The sequence below is a fragment of the Paenibacillus sp. RC334 genome (assembly GCF_030034735.1).
GTDB classification, from domain to species: Bacteria; Bacillota; Bacilli; order Paenibacillales; family Paenibacillaceae; genus Paenibacillus; species Paenibacillus terrae_A.
This window is the reverse complement of the sequence record NZ_CP125370.1, coordinates 1694065-1712618: the sequence shown is the minus strand read 5'-3', so window position 1 is coordinate 1712618 and position 18554 is coordinate 1694065. Positions and strand designations below refer to the sequence as shown.

General features: G+C 45.1%; 11 protein-coding genes and 1 pseudogene. 2 read left to right on the top strand and 10 right to left on the bottom strand.

Going from position 1 to position 18554, the window contains the following annotated elements; genetic code table 11:
* Positions 1-32: 32 nt before the first annotated feature.
* Positions 33-926 (bottom strand): DMT family transporter, encoded by an 894-nt coding sequence (locus QMK20_RS08040; protein WP_283655276.1) that lies wholly within the window; start codon positions 924-926, stop codon positions 33-35.
* Between the two features lie 158 nt (positions 927-1084).
* Between QMK20_RS08040 and QMK20_RS08035 the strand changes: the two are divergent.
* Positions 1085-1283, top strand: a pseudogene (locus tag QMK20_RS08035) (AraC family transcriptional regulator); the annotation flags it as partial.
* A gap of 180 nt (positions 1284-1463) precedes the next feature.
* Here the strand turns inward: QMK20_RS08035 and QMK20_RS08030 are convergent.
* The 9 genes from QMK20_RS08030 to QMK20_RS07990 form a co-directional block, all read right to left on the bottom strand.
* Positions 1464-2588 carry a glycoside hydrolase family 32 protein gene (locus tag QMK20_RS08030; RefSeq protein WP_283656229.1) on the bottom strand — a complete coding sequence of 375 codons (1125 nt, stop codon included), beginning with the start codon at positions 2586-2588 and terminating at the stop codon, positions 1464-1466.
* On the bottom strand, positions 2585-2872 hold the full coding sequence (locus tag QMK20_RS08025) for a glycoside hydrolase family protein (protein WP_283656228.1): 288 nt from the start codon (positions 2870-2872) through the stop codon (positions 2585-2587). The genes QMK20_RS08030 and QMK20_RS08025 overlap by 4 nt, the downstream gene beginning before the upstream one ends.
* 261 nt (positions 2873-3133) lie before the next feature.
* The gene (locus QMK20_RS08020; protein WP_283655301.1) at positions 3134-5602 is read right to left on the bottom strand and encodes a glycoside hydrolase family 3 N-terminal domain-containing protein; all 2469 of its coding nucleotides are present in this window, start codon (positions 5600-5602) and stop codon (positions 3134-3136) included.
* On the bottom strand, positions 5599-8151 hold the full coding sequence (gene bglX / locus QMK20_RS08015; protein WP_283655300.1) for a beta-glucosidase BglX: 2553 nt from the start codon (positions 8149-8151) through the stop codon (positions 5599-5601). The genes QMK20_RS08020 and bglX overlap by 4 nt, the downstream gene beginning before the upstream one ends.
* 322 nt (positions 8152-8473) lie before the next feature.
* Positions 8474-10066 carry a DUF3502 domain-containing protein gene (locus tag QMK20_RS08010; protein WP_283655299.1) on the bottom strand — a complete coding sequence of 531 codons (1593 nt, stop codon included), beginning with the start codon at positions 10064-10066 and terminating at the stop codon, positions 8474-8476.
* 91 nt (positions 10067-10157) lie between these two features.
* Entirely contained in the window at positions 10158-11042 is an 885-nt protein-coding gene (locus QMK20_RS08005) for a carbohydrate ABC transporter permease (RefSeq protein WP_283655298.1), read from the bottom strand.
* Between the two features lie 28 nt (positions 11043-11070).
* Positions 11071-12036 (bottom strand): ABC transporter permease, encoded by a 966-nt coding sequence (locus QMK20_RS08000; RefSeq protein ID WP_283655297.1) that lies wholly within the window; start codon positions 12034-12036, stop codon positions 11071-11073.
* 111 nt (positions 12037-12147) lie between these two features.
* Positions 12148-13938 (bottom strand): sensor histidine kinase, encoded by a 1791-nt coding sequence (locus tag QMK20_RS07995; protein WP_283655296.1) that lies wholly within the window; start codon positions 13936-13938, stop codon positions 12148-12150.
* Positions 13935-15530, bottom strand: coding sequence for a response regulator transcription factor (locus QMK20_RS07990; RefSeq protein WP_283655295.1), 1596 nt, complete (start codon positions 15528-15530; stop codon positions 13935-13937). Before QMK20_RS07990 ends, QMK20_RS07995 begins: the two co-directional genes overlap by 4 nt.
* Positions 15531-16043: 513 nt before the next feature.
* Here QMK20_RS07990 and QMK20_RS07985 point away from each other — a divergent pair.
* A complete protein-coding gene (locus tag QMK20_RS07985) occupies positions 16044-18371 on the top strand; it encodes a GH36-type glycosyl hydrolase domain-containing protein (protein ID WP_349362251.1) in 2328 nt (775 codons plus the stop codon).
* Positions 18372-18554 lie beyond the last annotated feature (183 nt).

Here is an 18554-nt window from a genome sequence, read left to right as displayed (position 1 = left end):
TTCTCAAATTTCGCGATATACAGTTACAAATTTTAATATTTTGCAACTGTATACTTTAAAGATTTTGCCCAAAAATACATCCCCATACCGAATAAAGTTATCATTCCACCTATGAATTGAAATACAGAGATTATTTCTCCCAAGAATAAGTAAGCGAGAATTATGGCGAGAACAGGTTCTCCAATAATGCCCACTGAAACAGTAGTTGCACCCATTGATTTCAACAACAGATTAAAAATATATTGTCCAAAAATAGTTGGGATTACTGCAAGTAAAAAGAAATACATCCAATCCGACGAGTCATATTCGATCAAGGAATAATTATTCAACAAATTGTAGATTAACATGACGCTGCCACCCAGAAAAAAAACAATAACACTATATAAATTTGCATCTATTTTGTGACTTACTTTCTGTCCTGCCAACATATATGCTGAAACCAAGATTGTTCCTAACAAAGATAACCCATCTCCGATTAATGCCTCTTTGGAAACCCCAATGTCTCCCCAAGCTATAATGATTGAACCGAAAAGAGCAGCGATCAAACAAAGAATGGTTAATATGTTTGCTCGTTCTCTGAACATAAAGTATGAACCCATCATTACAAATAAAGGCTGTAATGATAAGATGACCATGGAGCTCGCAACTGAGGTATATACTAAAGATTCCATCCAAAATAAGAAATATAATCCGAGAAAAAGACCAGCTAAGAAAACGGTACTCCAATCTTTTTTGTTCATCTCTAAGGATCGAAGCATTTTCCAGGGTACAAAAGGAAGCATTATTATTACTGATATATACAGTCTGTACATTCCAGCCACAGAGGTTGGCGTATCTGAGGATTTTATCATGATGGAAGAGATAGAAACAGATAATATGGCAATGAATAGCAAAATATACGGATGAAACGGTTTATTTATTTTCATACTGACCCCTCTAAGATGTTTTTGCCAATTGTCTGTGCACAGAATAATTGAATGATAAACCAAACTGAATATAATAATATCACCACTTCTGTTTATTTTGTGTAATTATATCTTTTATTTATATAGAAATATCGTCAGAAGAAAGGACCTTCTCTTAAATGGAAAAACAGTTGCACGAAACCATTTTATATCCCGATGTTTCATTCCCATACATCATGTACAGGCTGCTGCTCAAGAAATTATCCCTTACTCCTTACACATAACGGTCAATATGTCAGTTTTAATTTCCCAGAGAAGCTGCGGGCCTTTTATGTAGATAGTGCGATGGAAAACAAGGATATGAAAATACCCGATACGGTTGTGAACCGATCGGGTGTTACGTGTCAAGGCAGAAAAATGTTACTTTAATTAGTTTTGGGGACCAAGTTCAGATATTGATGCACGCAGCCGGGCTGTAACACTTCGTCAAATCAAGCCGCTGCTTAACGAGTTCTGTCGTGAGATAATTTTAATTTGAATGATAACGGTAACTAAAGTCTAAACAGTCTCATTTCCCCAAATGCTTACTAGATCATTGATCTGAAGCGACTCGACCCTTAGTTCTCCACCAATGGCGTAGAGTTCTAGACCCTTACTTTCGAAATCCGGGAAAATCATGTCTGAAATGATTGTTTTTCCATGATTTCCGAAGACTTCAACACTTGACCAATCCAGATAAATGCTCAACTGTATCCTCTCATGCTCTGGCTTCATAGTGGCCTTGTGTATTGCTGTGAAATCGGAATGAAAATCAGTGGCGCTCGACTTCGTCCGATCGACGAACAATTCCTCATTCGAGATATTATATCCGATAATCGTCTCCTGATTGGCGGACTTCCGTACTTTAAACCCGAATTCCACAGCAGTACCGATTTCAAATTCTACAATAATTTCTGCCTTGGCTGCGGAAATATCAGACAACACGTTCATACCTGGCTTAATCATCAAATCTTGCAGAGACAAAATCGGTTTTCTTAGCTGACTTAATTCATTTATGGGTGTTTGGATTAATTGAAGTCCCTCTGGATAAGTCCTAAGCTGTAGCTCACGAGGAATTGACATCTTGCCACGCCATTCCTCTGAAGGTAGCGTGGTACCATAACGCCAATTGTTCATCCAGCCGATCCAAATCTTTCGTCCGTCCTCGTTCGGAATGCCATTCCAGGTCACAGCCGCGTAAAAGTCTGATCCGTAGTCTACCCATTTAATAGCATCGAAAGTTTCCAGCGCTTCATCCAGAGTAAATGTCTTACCGTCAAAGTTGCCAATGAAATACATCATGCCAGAACCCCCTGCCGGTGGTTCCGGATCGTCTGGATTCACACCATTTCTATCCCCCACGCTTAGCATTAGTATCCACTTCGTGGTATTCTCATCCCCATCTACTCGGATTCGAAATACATCAGGACATTCAAATATCCCTCGGTGTATACACGGAATGTCGGAACCGAACTCGCTTGCAAACGACCATTCTTTCAGGTTTGGAGATGTGTAAAATTCTACACGTTCTCTTACAGCAAGGACCATGATCCACATCGACGATTCATCATGCCAAAACACCTTCGGATCACGAAAATCTAGCGTTTCCGTTGGGAATAAGACCGGATTACCTTCATATTTTATCCAGGTTCGACCTTTGTCCTTGCTATAAGCAATGGCTTGCCGGGTTGAGCCCTGTTGCCCTCATTCGTATAAATTGCAACCAATCCTGATCCTTCTTCGTTGAAAAATCCGCTTGTATTGTTCTTACCCACCACCGCACTTCCCGAGAAGATCGCTCCGTCCTCTCCAGGCGGAATTGTCGGTGGGAGTTCGTCCCAATGTACTAGATCCTTGCTTACCGCATGCCCCCAATGCATGCGGCCAAAGTCAGGCTGCGTATCATGGGGCGTATGCTGGTAGAACAGGTGGTACTCTCCTTCATATTAAACCAAGCCGTTGGGATCGTTCATCCAATTTTTCTCAGGTGAATAATGGAATTGAGGCCTGTATGTCTCCCTATAATAACTGTTTCGTGATCCTTTTCTGCTGCTACTGTCGTCCGTTAGGTACATGTCTTTAATGGTATCAACTCTCCTCTGAATATCTGTTTCAGCCTTGATCTATAAGATATCGGTCGTAATAGGAAGCATTCGTGCAATCGCCGGCCTCCATTATCTTCAGACGTATTAATTAATAATTACTTGCGAGGCAAATGCCTTTCTGTCTACAATAAGTTTTTCTCCGGCAATTTCAAAGGATCCTTGTAAGCGAATATCCTGGGAGGAAGCCCCGATAAACACTTCCATCATCCCTGGTTCAACCACTTGCTCCATGTTCAGGTCATGGAATGCCAGTTGTTTCATATTTACCTTGAAGGTAATATCCTTCGTTTCATTAGGATCTAGGGTTACTTTTACAAATCCAACAAGCTGCTTAACGGGTCGGGCGACACTGCCAACACTATCTCTTATATAGACTTGAACCACCTCGTCTCCCGCATATGAACCTGTATTCTGCAGCTTGAAACTCAGATTCAATTCTCCATTGGGCTGAACGGTGCGGTTCCAATTCAATTCACTGTATTCAAATTTCGTATAACTCAAACCGTGTCCAAACGGATATAGCGGGGTAGTCTTATCGTGCCCGATATATTCCGCCCAATCATTAATGTCGACATAGAGCGGCAATCTGCTGTTGTACATCGGAATCTGCCCGACCTCTCTTACAATGGTCACCGGCAGCTTTCCACTCGGGTTCCTTCGACCGGCAAGGATATTCACAATGGCTTTCGCACCGAACTGTGCCGGCAGCCAGGAATATAGCACCGCCTTACTGTGCTCGCTAATCGAAGGCGTGGCCAGAGGCCGACCATCTACGATAATTGAGATAACAGGTTTGTTCAGCTTAAATACTTCGTCCATCATTTCCAATTGCGGTTGCTCAAGCTGGATATTGATATTATCCCTGTTTTCTCCGCAGGTCGCCTGAGGATCAATCATGCTTTCCTTGCCGCCTAATACAGCAATCACAATATCTGCTTCCTGAACAGCTGCCTTTACGGCTTCGATTCCCCCATCTATAGCCTCAAAAATAGTGCAGCCTTTGGCATACAGGATCTGATCCAACCCAAACTCTTCTTCCATGACTTCCTTTATCGATTTGCAATCCGGATAGTATTTCCGGGCAAATTCTTCTGTCGTGTCATATACTTTGTTGGCGTTGCTGCCTGAGCTCAAGCTTTGCTTGATCATATTGATAATTTTCACTTTTTGCTCTGGAGTGGGCTTATCATCAAATTCTAGTCCTAAAGCTTTATAGGTCTCCTTGTGTTCGGAAATCGCGCCGGCATAAATCATTTTCAAAAAATTATCCTCTTCGGATTTGTCGAAGTCACTGCTTTGAGTACTCGCCGAATTCACAGAGGAATATCCTCCGAAAAAGTTCGTTCTTTCGTCTGCGGTAGGGCCGATAAGCGCGATTTTCAGCTTCTTTTGGAGCGGTAAAAAGTTGTCTTCATTTTTAACCAGTACGATGGATTTCTCAGCAATTTCCTGTGATAATTCCGCAGGTTCAACTTTGGAAATTTCCGCAAAGAAATCACCGATTTCAAAAGGATTCTCAAATAGACCCATTTTGAACTTGGTTTCCAGCACCCGTCTGACAGAACGGTCAATATAGAACTCTTCCAATTCTCCGGATTCGACCGCTTCCACTAAGTACTTATAACAATTGTTATTTGGCTGCTCCACATCCATGCCGGCACGAAGGGCCAGAACTGCAGTTTCTTTCTGATCCTTGGCCACCCGATATCGTGAAAACGCATGGTTTATGCTGCCATAATCCGCGACCACCAAGCCATCGAAACCCATTTTGTCTCTTAGTACGTCTGTCAGCAGCCATTTTGAAGTGGACACGGCCTGCTCATTCAAGATGCCGTAGCTGTTCATCACAGCCAGCAACCGGGCATCATGGATGGCCGCCTCAAAAGGAAAACAATAGGTATCGAATAATTTTCTGTCCGCGATTTGCTGTTCTCCACCGTTTCTTCCTCCTTCGGCGTTGCCATACCCGACAAAGTGCTTGGCGGCCGCCATTACTTCATGGTCACCCTGTATCCCCTTGACGTATGCTACGCCCATCTGCGCAACTAAATAAGGATCTTCACCATAGGTTTCGCCAATTCTTCCCCACCTTGGATCTCTGCCCAAGTCAAACAGTGGAGAATGTACTGCCCTGAATCCATAGGCAATTAGTTGTTTTTTTACAGCTTCACCCATTTTTAGCGCTAATTCGGGCTCCCAGGTGGACGCAAGGTTCAGCGACTGCGGAAAAGTCGTCGCTCCCGGGATCTGCGCTCCAGCGATCCCTTCGTTATGAATAATTACCGGAATCCCTAATCTGGTTTCCTCCAAAAGATATTTCTGAAGGCTTTTTAATTTTTCGATATCCTTCTTGTTGTCCCCGGTTAACGAAGAGTTCAGACAACTCAACGTCCCGATACCGTCTTTCATCGCTTCTTTCAGCGGTGCTACACTATCGTCGGCATCTGAAACGGAAGCACAATATAACTGGGCTACCTTTTCCTTGAGGGTCATTCTTCCAAGTAAATCCTCGACTCTTTCCGGAATAGATTTGCTTGCATCTTTATAAGTCATTTTTCTGCCTCCTGCCAATTTATATTTGAGTTTGGGCTAAGCTCGAAAGATGCTTCCTTCACATCACAGGAGCTCGATCCGATATATACCTTGAACTCCCCCAGCTCTGCTTCGTTCTTCTTCTCCAGGTTCCAATACTCCAAATCAGCTTCAGTAATGCTGAAATGAACGTCCTGTGCTTCGCCTGCAGCCAGAATCACCTTTTGAAATCCTTTCAGTTCTTTTACTGGACGAACCACACGGCCATACAGATCCTGAATGTACAGCTGAACGGTCTCCTCTCCCGAAACCTTTCCTGTATTGGTTACCGTGACGCTGGCAATGAGCGTTTCCGAAGCCGTCATTTGGGTGTGAGACAACTGGATATCCGAATACTCAAACGTTGTATAGCTTAATCCGTAACCGAACGGATACAGCGGCTCATTTGGCCCATCGATATACCGCGAGAAGAATTTCTGTCCTTGATTGTTCTCTGTTACAGGTCTTCCGGTGTGGAAATGATTATAATATACCGGCACTTGCCCAGAATGGGCCGGGAAACTCATCGTCAGCTTGCCGGACGGATTATAATCGCCGAAGAGTACATCGGCGATGGCATGCCCGGCCTCAGATCCCAAGAACCAGGTTTCAATGATCGCATCAACCTGGCGTGCGAACCCGTCCAGTACCAGTGGGCGGCCATTGGTTAATACCAGAATGGTCGGTTTCCCTACCCGAACAACGGCCTCTGCAAGCTCCTGCTGTACCTTAGGTAAATGAATGTCCAAGCGGGAAGCCGCTTCTCCGGACATTTCACTGCTCTCTCCTAGCGCCAGAAGAACGATATCCGCTTGCTCCGCTGCGGCAACCGCCCGCTCTACTCCCCCATCCACTGCTTCTTCAACCTTACAACCTTCTTCAAGCAATAGATGTGTTTCTGAAACCCCTTTTTCTTCCATACCTTCTCTGAGCGTAACGGTCTCCTTTGTGAACCGGGACCACTGCCATGGTCCTAGAAGATCTTTGCTGTCACCAAAAGGTCCGATAATGGCTATCTTCTGTGCCTTGCTTGCCAGCGGGAGAACACCGTTATTCTTCAGCAGCACAATCGATTTCCGTGCCAAACTCCGGCTGACTTCCAGATGCTGCGTATGGAAATGATACTCCTTTTCTTTCTCTGGACGCACATAACGGAACGGGTCGTCCATAATGCCGATCTTGTATTTTAGAGTCAGGATGCGCCGCACGGATTCATCGAGTTGTTTCTCCGCCACCAGACCTTCTTCAATCAATTCCTGCAGCTGATCGTAAGATCGGGTTACCATCTCAATATCCATCGTGGCATCCAGAGCCTTTCTCGCCGCTTCCTTACTGTCCTTGGCATTCCCATGTGCAACAATTTCATCTATGGAACCATAATCAGAAATCAGGACCCCGTCGAAGCCCAGTTCCATCCGCAGTACATCGTTAAGGAGGTAACGATTTCCTGCCACCGGCACACCCTGATAAGTATTAAAAGCATTCATGACCGACCCTGCGCCAGCTTCAATCCCCGCCTGGAACGGCGGCAAGTACACATTGCGAAGCGTGCCTTCTGAAATGTCCACCGTATTGTAATCCCGGCCGGCTTCAGCGGCTCCATAAGCGACGAAATGCTTCAAGCAAGCAATAAGCGTCTCTGGATCAAATAAGTTGTCCCCCTGCAAGCCTTCGACCTGGGCTTTGGCGATCAGACTTCCCAAATATGGGTCTTCGCCGGCGCCTTCCACAACCCGGCCCCAACGCGGGTCTCGCGTAATATCGACCATCGGGCCATGGTTATACGTATTGCCAGAGGCACTAGCTTCTTTCGCCGCGATCGCACTGGCTTCTCGAATGGCCGCTATATCCCAGCTACAGGACCCCGCAAGCGGTACCGGAAACACCGTTTGAAACCCGTGAATGACGTCAAAGTTAAAAAGTAAGGGAATCCCGTGTGGAGACTGCTCGACCGCAATTTTTTGCAATTCGAACACACGCCGACTGGTAATAGCCGAGAGGACCGAGCCTACCCGGCCTGCTGCAATTAACTTCTCCGGCGAGTCAGACGCCACCTCTGATCCGAGAGAAATGTTAGTCGACATACACTGGCTCATTTGGCCGATCTTATCGGCAACGGACATCTTCGCCAGAAGTATCTCCACCGCTTGACGGATTTCTTCCTCGTTTCGCTGCCTCACCTCATGCTTGCGGTAGGGTTGAAGCTCGGTAATCAGCATATCCTGAAGGGAAGGGCCAGGCCCTTTGGCACCTTGCACGAAGAAGGCTTCCTGATAGGGCAGCTTCACTCTGCCGTGGAATTCATCGTCTTCGAAGGTCAAATCAAATTCAATCGGTTCATCCGCTACGTAACGGGATGAGCCTTTGGCTTGCAGCATATCCCCGTCCACTGTCACGGTGTGAATCTCAATAGGAAATGGAAAAGGCTCCGCAATGACGGACAATGCATAAGCTTCCATTTTTTCAATGATGAACTGCAATTTAATCGTGGATTCAGGCGTTTGCAGTAGGAAATGCCAAGTGCCTATCATAACTCTTCATCTCACTTTCATTACTATTTGTTTAATCCTTTACATTACGTATGGTCCTTGTAAGCGCATCGGACCAACTTATCATTTACTTAGAATTTGAAGACTTGAAAGAAGTTTCTTTATCCCATCCAATCATTATAGCTTTGGAACCTAATGATGAAGCTCCTCTTAATAATGCCCAGCAGATTGGTGGGAGTTGGGTTGTCTACCATACGTCAACTCGGAATAAATAGAATGCTCAGCAGCATATGCTGCTGAGCTTCTGGGTGCTTTATCCTTTACAGCTTTAACGGTCAGTCCAACTATTTTGATCGGAAGTATCTTATTTTTTCTTTGCTAAGAACGCCTCAGCCTGGGCCTGCACTTCCCCTTTCACCTTATCAAGACCAGCGCTTTTCAAGTTTTCAGCTAATTCTTCAAATGCTTTGTCGACATTCTTGACTGCACCGATATAGATTGGATTGGCATATTGCGTTGAAGCATTAGCCAGATTGGCGATCTGTGTCTTGACTTTGTCTGAGTCGAAAGTGAACCCGTTGTATACAAAGTCATCAGTTACATAATCCTTCACCTTCTCCCGGTGGTCAATATAAGACTGCGGCCAGGTGCTCATTGGCTTGAACAAATCCTTGTTCAGGAACCAGAAGCCCGCAGCATCCGGCGGATAGGTATTGTTAGCAGCCGTTACACCTTTCGGCAGGCCGATTTTACCATCTCCAGTGATGATGTAGTTTTGTCCTTCAATACCATAATAAGCTAGATACGCATAAGATGGATCTTCCATGATAAGGTCGAAGGCCTGCATGACACGATCGGGATTTTTTGAATTAGCCGCGATGGAGATCCCTTGAGTAACCCAGGGGCTAAAAGGTGCTTTACCGTTTGTCATCAATGATGGGACCAAATAGGTTTCAATCCCTTTCGATTCAGCAGCTTCCATGGTGGCAGCAATATCTATGGTGTTACCAAATGCTACCGCAGATTTGCCTTCCACAAAATTATCCTTGGAGCGGATTTTATTCGAATACGGATTTTTATTGATATAACCTTTGTCGTACCAATCCTTCATAATACCTGCAGCATATTTCTGCGCGCTGAGGTAAGGCTCATCCACCATACTGTAGATCTTGCCGGTCGGATCTCCGAAATCGTAAGCTACGCCCTGGGCCAGAGGACCACCGCCAAAAGGAGTGCCCGTGTAGCCAATTTTATCGCGCATCAGTTGTTGATAAGGCGTCGGCAGGTCAACCTGTGAGTCCAAGTTCAGGCCGATCATATCCGGATGGTTTTTCTTCACGGCTTCCAGATAAGGGCCAAGCTCGGAGAACCGTTTCACCTCGGTCAGGCCCGCTTCCGCCATAATATCCTTGCGGAGCACAGCTACAAAAACCGAACGATCCGCGGAGGAGCCCGGGATCATAAAGATTTTATCCTCAATCTTGACGGCATCCCAGGCAGTTGGATCGAGGATAGCCGATTTCTTCGGCATATTTTTGGCAATATCCTCAGCTTTCAGCTCATAAAACGCCCCTTTATTCGCCTGTTCAGCATAATAATTCCATTCAGCAGAAAAGATAAAATCCACATCTTCGCCTGCAGCCAACAAAAGCGGGTATTTTGACTGCACGTCGCCCCAGCCGATGTAATTCAACTCAATGGTGGTATTGATGTCCTTTTTTAGCTTTTTATTGAGTGCCGCAAGCACCTCCGGCATCCCTTTCGGCGCTTCGCCAAGCAGATATCCCTTCAACACAACCTCTTTCTGATTGGCCGGCGAACTGGTGTTGCCTCCATCCGGCTTGTTTCCGTTTGCGTTATCCGTTTGGTTGTTGCTGCCGGCACAGGCAGACAATAGCATGGCCAGAGACAGAAGCAGCGTCAAGATGAACATAGATTTTTCCTTTGGTTTTCTCACTCTTTTTCCCCCTTTGGTAATGGAAATTTTATATAAATCCTCCATCTTGCAGGATTTATAACGAAACGGTTCTACATCTGCACAGAAGGGTTTAACCCTTTACTGCACCAATAGTGATGCCTTTGACGAAATACTGCTGGAGAAATGGAAACAGAATTACAATGGGTCCGGTGGCAATCACTGTCATAGCGAGTTTGAATGTTTCCTTCGGTGTGTCGAGAGACGTCATATGCTGGGCCATTGCCGCAGACATGTTCATCGAGGACAGCATTTTATAGAGCAAGTACTGCAGCGGTACATACTGCTCCTTGTCGGTGAACATCATCGGGGTCCACCAGTCATTCCAATAGGCCAAAATAGTGAACAAACCGATGGAAGCGAGCGCGGGCTTGCAGAGTGGCAAAACCATCTGCCAGAAGATCCGGAAATCCCCTGCTCCATCAATTTTGGCGGATTCCACCAGCGGCTCAGGCACGGAGCCCTGTATGAAGCTGCGCAGAATCAGCACGTACATCACATTGAACATGGGGAGCAGAATCAGCACCGCAAGCGTGTTCTTCAGATGCAAATAGCTGGTAATCCAAATGAAATACGGGGCAAGTCCACCGTTGAACAATGTGGTAAAGAACAGGAAGAATGCCAATTGGTTACGGTATTTCACTTCCTTACGGTACATGACATAAGCAGCCATCGTGGAAATCAGCAGTGAGAGTACCGTTCCAACCGCTGCCACAATCACCGACACGCGATAGCCAGAGAGAATATCGCCGGGATTTCGAAAAATAAAGGTGTAGGCATCCAACGAGAATCCTCGTGGCAGAAAGGAATAACCCTTCGCCAGAACCTGCCCTTCATCCGAGACAGAGCCGGATATCAGGAAAATAAAAGGAAGCAGACATAAAATAGCAATCAGCGATACCACAATATACGAGAAAGCCTGAAAGACAGGCGCTGAGTTCAATTTATTTTTCTCCATGGTTAAATTCCCCTTTCATGCAATCAAGTTAGAACAGCGCGTTGCCCTTGTCATAACGGCGGACTAAATAGTTTGCGAACAAGACGATTATCAGCGTCAAAACGGATTGATAAAGTCCCACTGAGGAAGCCATGCCAAAGTCCTGTGTACCAACTAGCGAGCGGAACACTAGTGTATCAATGATATCCGTGGCATTCATCAGCGCGCCGTTGTTGCCAATCAATTGGTAGAACATATCGAATTCGCCGCGCATGATTCTTCCCAGCCCCAACAAAATCAGTACCACTACTGTCGGCTTGAGTAAGGGCAGGGTGATTCTCATGATCTTTTGAAAACGGGTAGCACCGTCAATCGTCGCCGCTTCATAAATTTCCTGGTCGATCCCGACAATCGCCGCCAGATAAAGGACACAGCCAAACCCGACCCACTTCCACACATAGAGCAGCGGAAGCAGAAGATACCAGTAGCTGCTGGTCGAGTAGATATCAATGGCCTCAAGCCCCATATTCCGTAGGAACACGTTTACAATTCCGAACTCATAATTCAGAAAATTGTAGACGAACGCGGACACTGTAACCCAGGAAATGAAGTAAGGCAGGAACATAAACGTCTGAGCGGTTTTTTTGAAAAATTTGTTATACGTTTCCGAGATCAGCACCGCAGCCAGTATCGAGAAAAAAGTATATGCTCCCAGAAACACCAGATTGTACAGGATGGTATTCTTCGTCACAAGCCATGCCTTCCCAGACTGAAAAAAATATTCAAAATTTTCAATACCGTTCCATGGACTCATAAAAATACCATCTCTGTAGTTAAACTCTTTAAATGCCATAACGACACCCGTCATCGGAATATAGGCAAAGATGATGAAATAAATAGCAATCGGCACAAACATCGCATACAGCACCCAGTTCCTCCTAAGCTCCCGCAGCAGCGACAGACTTTTGGCCGGTTTATGCTTGTGATCCGCGACTTGCTCTACCTTGGTACCCATAAGTAGCCTCCTTCAGTATCTTTTCTCTTTCTCCTCATTTATTGTAATTGGCTTTAAAGCCTATACCTACGGGGCAAAGTTTCGTTCTTCTTTGAAAGTTTGTGATAACGCTTACATTTTTACTGATTTGGGAAGACGTATCCGGACACTGGTCCCTTCACCTGGGCGACTTGTAAAAGACAATCCATACTTCAGTCCATAATTCAGCTGTAACCGCTCTTGAATATTCCGGATGCCGAAGCCGCCCGTCCGTTTGCTTATGGCCTTAGTCAGTAAAGTCGACAACACCTCTTCCTCCATGCCGATACCGTCATCGCTAATATCCACGACCAGATCACCCTTTTCCTCCATAGCAGATACATGAATTATCCCCGTCTCCACTTCCTTCTCCATAATGCCATGCAGAATCGCGTTCTCAATCAGGGGTTGCAGCATAATTTTCGGCACCTCGCAGCTCAGCAGAATTGGCGATACTTCGAGGATTAATGTAATCACATTGCTGAAACGCATATTCTGAATTGACACATAGGATTCAATATGCCGCAGTTCACTCTCCAGGGTGACAATCTCACTCCCGTTCGACAAGCTCAAGCGGTAGAATAACGCCAACTGACCTACTACTTTGGATATTTCCCCATTACCGGATTCAATAGCCATAATATTGATCAGATCCAGCGTGTTGTACAGAAAATGCGGGTTGATTTGAGCCTGCAACGCCTTTAGTTCCTTGTTTTTCACTTCCCGCCCAAGAGTATACGTCTCCTCAATTAACCTTGATATATTCTCTACCATCACATTAAAGTTCGTGGTCAGTTCACCGATTTCATCCTGGTTACTCGGAAGAGGGGAGATTTGAAAATTTCCGTCTTTCACCTTACGCACATGCCGAATGAGCTGACGCAGACGTTTGGTTGCGGAACCGGCAACGATATAGGACAGAATGAAGGTGAGCGGGATGATAAGTGAAAAAATAAGGATCAGCCGGTTACGCATCTTATTGCTGGATTTCTGAATGTCGGAGTAGGGTACAATCATCGCTATATTCATATCTGTGTCAGGGATAGCCTGCAGTCCGAGCAGAATTCGTTTTCCATTGAACTCCAAATGATCCGCCCAGTAGTTATCCTGCTCTCTACCAGTTGAAGCCTGTGACAACATATCTAGAAACTCTCTGGAGGTATGTTGAAATCTGCCTGCAGTGCTGAGAATATCTCCGCGGTCATTGAACAAGACCACAGAGGTATATGGAGTAGCAATGGCATGGTCCAGCACGGAGCGCAATGTGCTCTGGGAGATCTGGGCGCGAACAATACCATCGTTCTCCTGTATATTGTGAACATTTGGAATGAGGCGCAGAACCGATACCTCGTCGCCCTCTTCTTTCTCTCCAAAGGCGGAAGAGGGTAGCCAGGTGAGAACAGAATGGGATGCGATAAACTCCTTGAACCAGTGGCTCTGCTCTACCTTGCCCATGTTTAAATAGTCGAAATTTTCTGTAGCTGAAGCAAGCCCCTTCTTCATGTAGAGTTGAACGGTTTCAATATCTGAATTGTAACGAAATTTCCCCAGTACCCTGGCCAGTCTATTAGCGTCGGTTCCCCAAAGATTGACATCTTCATATCTACTTGGGTCTTCTGCTACCATCGTCTGCACTGTATCATTGAAGGCAATAAAGTTCAGTACCTCTCTGACTGTTTCTGCACGGTACTGCAAGTAGGATTTCGTTTCCTCCAGCATCTTTTGGGCCGTATACAATGCCTGCTTCTCATTTTCATTAGCGGTTAGATGTAAATGCAGAAAAAGCAGCACGACAAAGGGAATAATTATTACCATCATATAGGAAGCAAACAGCTTGTGGCGGATGCTGAAATCAGCGAACGGTTTTGGGGGTTTTAATCTCATTTGGCCATCTTCTCCCGATACTCCGAAGGCGTACAGCCCGCATATTTTTTGAAAAAGGTAGTGAAGTAATTGGCGTCCGTGAAGCCTGTCCGATCCGCAACCTCGTACAGTTTCAGTTCCTTGTCTAGCAGCAGCTCCTTGGCCTTTTCCACTCGCAGCGAAGAAATATATTCCTTAATCGTGCCTCCACTTTGCTTCTTAAACAGGGAACAGAGATAGGCCTCACTCAGCGACACATGATTCGCAATGTCTAGAATTGTGAACCCCTTTTCTCGATAGTTTTTGTGAATATAATGAATAATATCCCTCATCTTGGGTGTTATTCCGCTTGGATCCTGCGAAATCTGAAACAAGTCAAGAAAGGAAAGAATATATTTCTCTATACTTGCCAAATCTTGAATACGGTCAATCTCCTTCAAGATATAGCGTCTCTCCGTGTCTTCATCCGTATCTGTGAATCCAAGCTGTACCGCTACATCCAGAATCACAAACAAAAACTGGAAATAGGAATTCTTGAGCCGGGAAATATCCAGATCGCGTGCTGCCCTGGCCTCTTCCGTCCAATTCACAATAAGACTGCGAGCATCCTCCAGTTCGCCCTGCTTTAGCAGTCCGCGCAGACTACGAACCATGTTCCAATCTGTAGCAAGCTCCCGGTTACCGCCAATGGCACCAGCAAAGATCAATTGGCTACCTTCGCTGTAATAATGCAGATTGCACGCATCCACGGCAGATCTGTACGAATCAGGAATCTGCATCCTTTCTACCACTGGCTCACCGACCCCCATGCGAAAACGGATATCATCTCCTATGGTCTTAGCTAACTCCGAATACAGTTCTTCCAGCACGTTGCGATGTTCCCGGTAGCTGCTGCCGAAGGCTCCCGGCAGAATGAAGATCAAAAACTGATGGTAATCAAAACCACAAATGCCCTGTAGTGAAGCCAGTCTGCTGCTCATATTTATCTTCTGAAGCACTTCTTCCTGCACAACCTTCGGATTCTCCAGGTATTGCGTCGGATACCAGTACAAGGAAGATGCGATTACGGTGAAGGGTCCTTCTAAAGGCAGAAGAAAAGTTTCCCTGCTCTCTAGAGCTTTTGTCACATTGGGAGAACCGGGAAGCGAGATCAGCTTGCGGATCATCTCTTGTCTCAGGTAAGGCAGACCTTCATCATAGGCATCCTGCAGTTGGCGTTCCTCCATACGTTTCTTCTCATCATGCTTTCTGGACTCCACTGCAGCTTGAACGGCCTTTCGGACCTGATCCGGATTGATCGGCTTCTCGATATAGTCCAAAGCGTTCAACCGGATCGCTGACATCAGATATTCTTTGTCTGAGAATCCGCTCAGAAACAACAGCTTGCATGAAACTTCGCTTTCACGTAGTCGTTGTGCAAATTCTATACCGTCCATCTTCGGCATCCGGATATCACAGAGCACAACATCGGGGCGAAAGCTCCGGCAAAGTTCCAGGGCAATTATACCATTACGTGCTGTTTCAACCTCATGAATACCTATTTCCTCCCAAGCAATATGCTTGCGAAGCATTTCTCTGGTTCTCTCTTCATCATCTACGATCAGCAATTTCATGATGCTCCCCCTTTGAGATGTTTAGTGCTGGGATCTTCTTGAAAACAACAAAAGCAGACCGTTTAATCGGACTGCGATTAATCTTCAATATACAGTAATTGTACAGGATGGTGACTTTAAGCTACATAATAAACTGCAGGAGGCAGTTCATTAACATGTATTGATAACGGTTTCATAATAAATAATATTCAATTAAGAATCCACTGGTATGAATTCCCCCTCCTATATCATAGAGCATTCCCTTCCCCAGACCTACCAGAGAAACTTGTGATTTTCTTTGAAAGTTTGTGATTGTGGTATTCCTTATACTTCAAGTTATTCTTTCATTAAGCAAGCAGCACCTAAAATGAAGAAAGGGCAAAGAAGATTCTCCTACAAAATCGAAAGATTGACTGGTATCATCTCCTAACAAATGAAGTTAATATTATTCTGTAAAAAATGGACATGAAGATGAACGTTGCATTTTCAGCAGGTGACGGCTAGAACTCATCTCATAAAGGACATTAATTTATAATGGAGGGATTAATAATGAAAACAGGCAAAATTCATTATTTCAAAGATCACGGAAACTCATGCGTTATCACAGACCCTAGGCCCCCTCGGTACTGGTACAATTATTTGTGGAGTGAACAAGGATATTGTACACAGGTATCTCAAATTGGACACGGCCGCAGCTATTACATTAACACCAAAGCAGATATGTGTATGATTAATAACCAGGATGCAAAATATATTTATCTGAGAGATGATGACACGAACACATACTGGAACATCGGTGAAGGGCCACTCAATGAGGCTATAGATGACTTTACTTGTGAACACAGTATTGGCTATTCTGTTGTTCAGTCCCAGAAGAATGGTATTCACGCTTCCTGGAAACTGTTTGTACCGCATCAGGGCTATAATGAGGTATGGGTGGTAAAAGTCAAAAACTCCACAAATCGCGTGAAAAATATCAGTCTTTTTTCTGCAGTGAGCTTTGAGCTCGAAGGTTTTAAATACCCCCGCTATTATGAAATGTATAGAAGCTGCGAAACAATGTTTGATTCCGATCTCAACGGTGTTTACTGTCAGTCCAAGCATCCTTTTGCACCCCATGCCCGTTATAACGGCTATATCTCCTGTTCAGAAACCGTACATGCCTACGATGGTGACCTTGGAGAATTTTTGGGTCCATTGGGATCCATCACCAAGCTCGACTCCATACCTGCTCCCTTATTCCAGCGGCCTGATGTTGTTATCAAAGGCCGGGACTGTACAAATTCCACAACTACACTTTCCAATTTGGGAGGCGTGCTGCAGAATAAACTATCTTTGGCACCTGGTGAGGAGAAAGAGCTCTATTTTGTTATGGGAGTCAGTGAGACCCTGAAGGAAGCTGTTCAGACTGCGGACAAATATTTCGATAAGAACCGACTCGAGGAATCATTGCTTGAGACCCAGGTACATTATAAATCCAAGTATAAAAGCTTAAGTGTAAATACACCTGATGATAAGCTCAACATCATTATGAACGAATGGGTAAAGAAGCAGATTGATTTTTGCATAGTCGGCAAGAAAGGAGTTCGGGATAATCTTCAAATAGCTGTTGCTCTGCTGAATTATCGACAGGATCGGGCCAAAGAAGAAATTATCGAATGCTTGAGACATCAGTTCAAGGAAGGTCATGCCGTACTTACTTGGTTCCCCTATGACGACACTCGCTACTCGGACCAACCCTTCTGGATTATATGGGCGGTAATTGAGCTGATTAAGGAAACTGGAGATTATTCGCTCCTTGATCTAGAGATCGAATATCAGGATGGTGGCTCTGGAACGATACTTGAGCATATGAAGGCAGCTGTCAATCGCTTGATTGAGGATAAAGGGACAAATGGCTTGGTACGTATCATGTTTGCAGATTGGAATGATGCTCTGAATATTACAACTGACCCTGAAGCAGAGTCAGTCATGCTCTCAGAGCAGTTCTGCTACGGCCTGCGAGAATTGAGCCAACTGATGCAAATTGTCGGAGATAGTGACTATGCCAGTTACTTAACAGAACAGTACGATCTGCTCCGTCGGGCGATTAATGAGTCAGCCTGGGATGGAAACTGGTATATGCGTGCGCTGAGCAAAATAGAAAATATCGGTTCCAAAGACAGTGAAGGCAGCAAAATTTATATCAATGCCCAATCATGGGCTATTCTTGCGGACATTCCGAATGAGGAAAAGCTTCCAAAAGTGTTGGAGTCGATTGACAGTATGGAGCATGAATTTGGTTTCCCAATCAACATGCCTCCTTATCCGGAATACTCCCCTAATGTTGGGAGAATGTCTGGTATGCTACCGGGGTTATTTGAGAATGGTGGGGTTTACTGTCATGCCACAGGCTTCAAGATAATTGCAGATTGTAAGGTGGGACGTGGAGAATCAGCGATTCGTACGTTGAAGAAAATCATCCCTGACAGTGAAGCAAACCCTTCCACTCGATCTGGGGCAGAGCCGTATGTCTTTACCAATTGTTATTCCATACATCCTAAGTTTTACGGAAAATCCTATCAATCCTGGACAACCGGAACTTCTGCCTGGGGACTCATGAGCCTGTACGAAGGCATACTGGGTATTAAGCGGGATTACGCTGGATTGCGAATAGATCCTTGTTTCCCTCCGGAATGGGATTCAGCTGAAGTGTACCGCGAATTCCGCGGCAATCAATATCAGATTTCCATTAATAACCCTTCCCATCTATCCAAAGGAAATGTAGAAATCCATGTAGATGGTCGCTTGATTTCTGGTAACATACTGCCGTTATTTGATGACGGGCTGCTGCACCAAGTTGAGATAACGTTAATACCTTAAATAGATAGGATGAGAAAGTGCGGAATTTTTTAAAAACCTAATTTATAAAGTGAGCTGACACCCACCTCAGAACAATAACTCCGTGCAGTGCTTGTTGTTTATTCATGCACTGCACGGAGTTTTATCGTCATGGTCTTTTGTTAAAATGCCTCTTCCCTTAAGCCAATATCCAAGGTAATCGTC

Coding starts and splice junctions, on each gene's coding strand:
- QMK20_RS08020 (WP_283655301.1), bottom strand. CDS start 5,602: ATGACTTATAAAGATGCAAGCAAATCTATTCCGGAAAGAGTCGAGGAT.
- QMK20_RS08040 (WP_283655276.1), bottom strand. CDS start 926: ATGAAAATAAATAAACCGTTTCATCCGTATATTTTGCTATTCATTGCC.
- QMK20_RS07990 (WP_283655295.1), bottom strand. CDS start 15,530: ATGAAATTGCTGATCGTAGATGATGAAGAGAGAACCAGAGAAATGCTT.
- QMK20_RS08005 (WP_283655298.1), bottom strand. CDS start 11,042: ATGGAGAAAAATAAATTGAACTCAGCGCCTGTCTTTCAGGCTTTCTCG.
- QMK20_RS08000 (WP_283655297.1), bottom strand. CDS start 12,036: ATGGGTACCAAGGTAGAGCAAGTCGCGGATCACAAGCATAAACCGGCC.
- QMK20_RS07995 (WP_283655296.1), bottom strand. CDS start 13,938: ATGAGATTAAAACCCCCAAAACCGTTCGCTGATTTCAGCATCCGCCAC.
- bglX (WP_283655300.1), bottom strand. CDS start 8,151: ATGATAGGCACTTGGCATTTCCTACTGCAAACGCCTGAATCCACGATT.
- QMK20_RS07985 (WP_349362251.1), top strand. CDS start 16,044: ATGGAGGGATTAATAATGAAAACAGGCAAAATTCATTATTTCAAAGAT.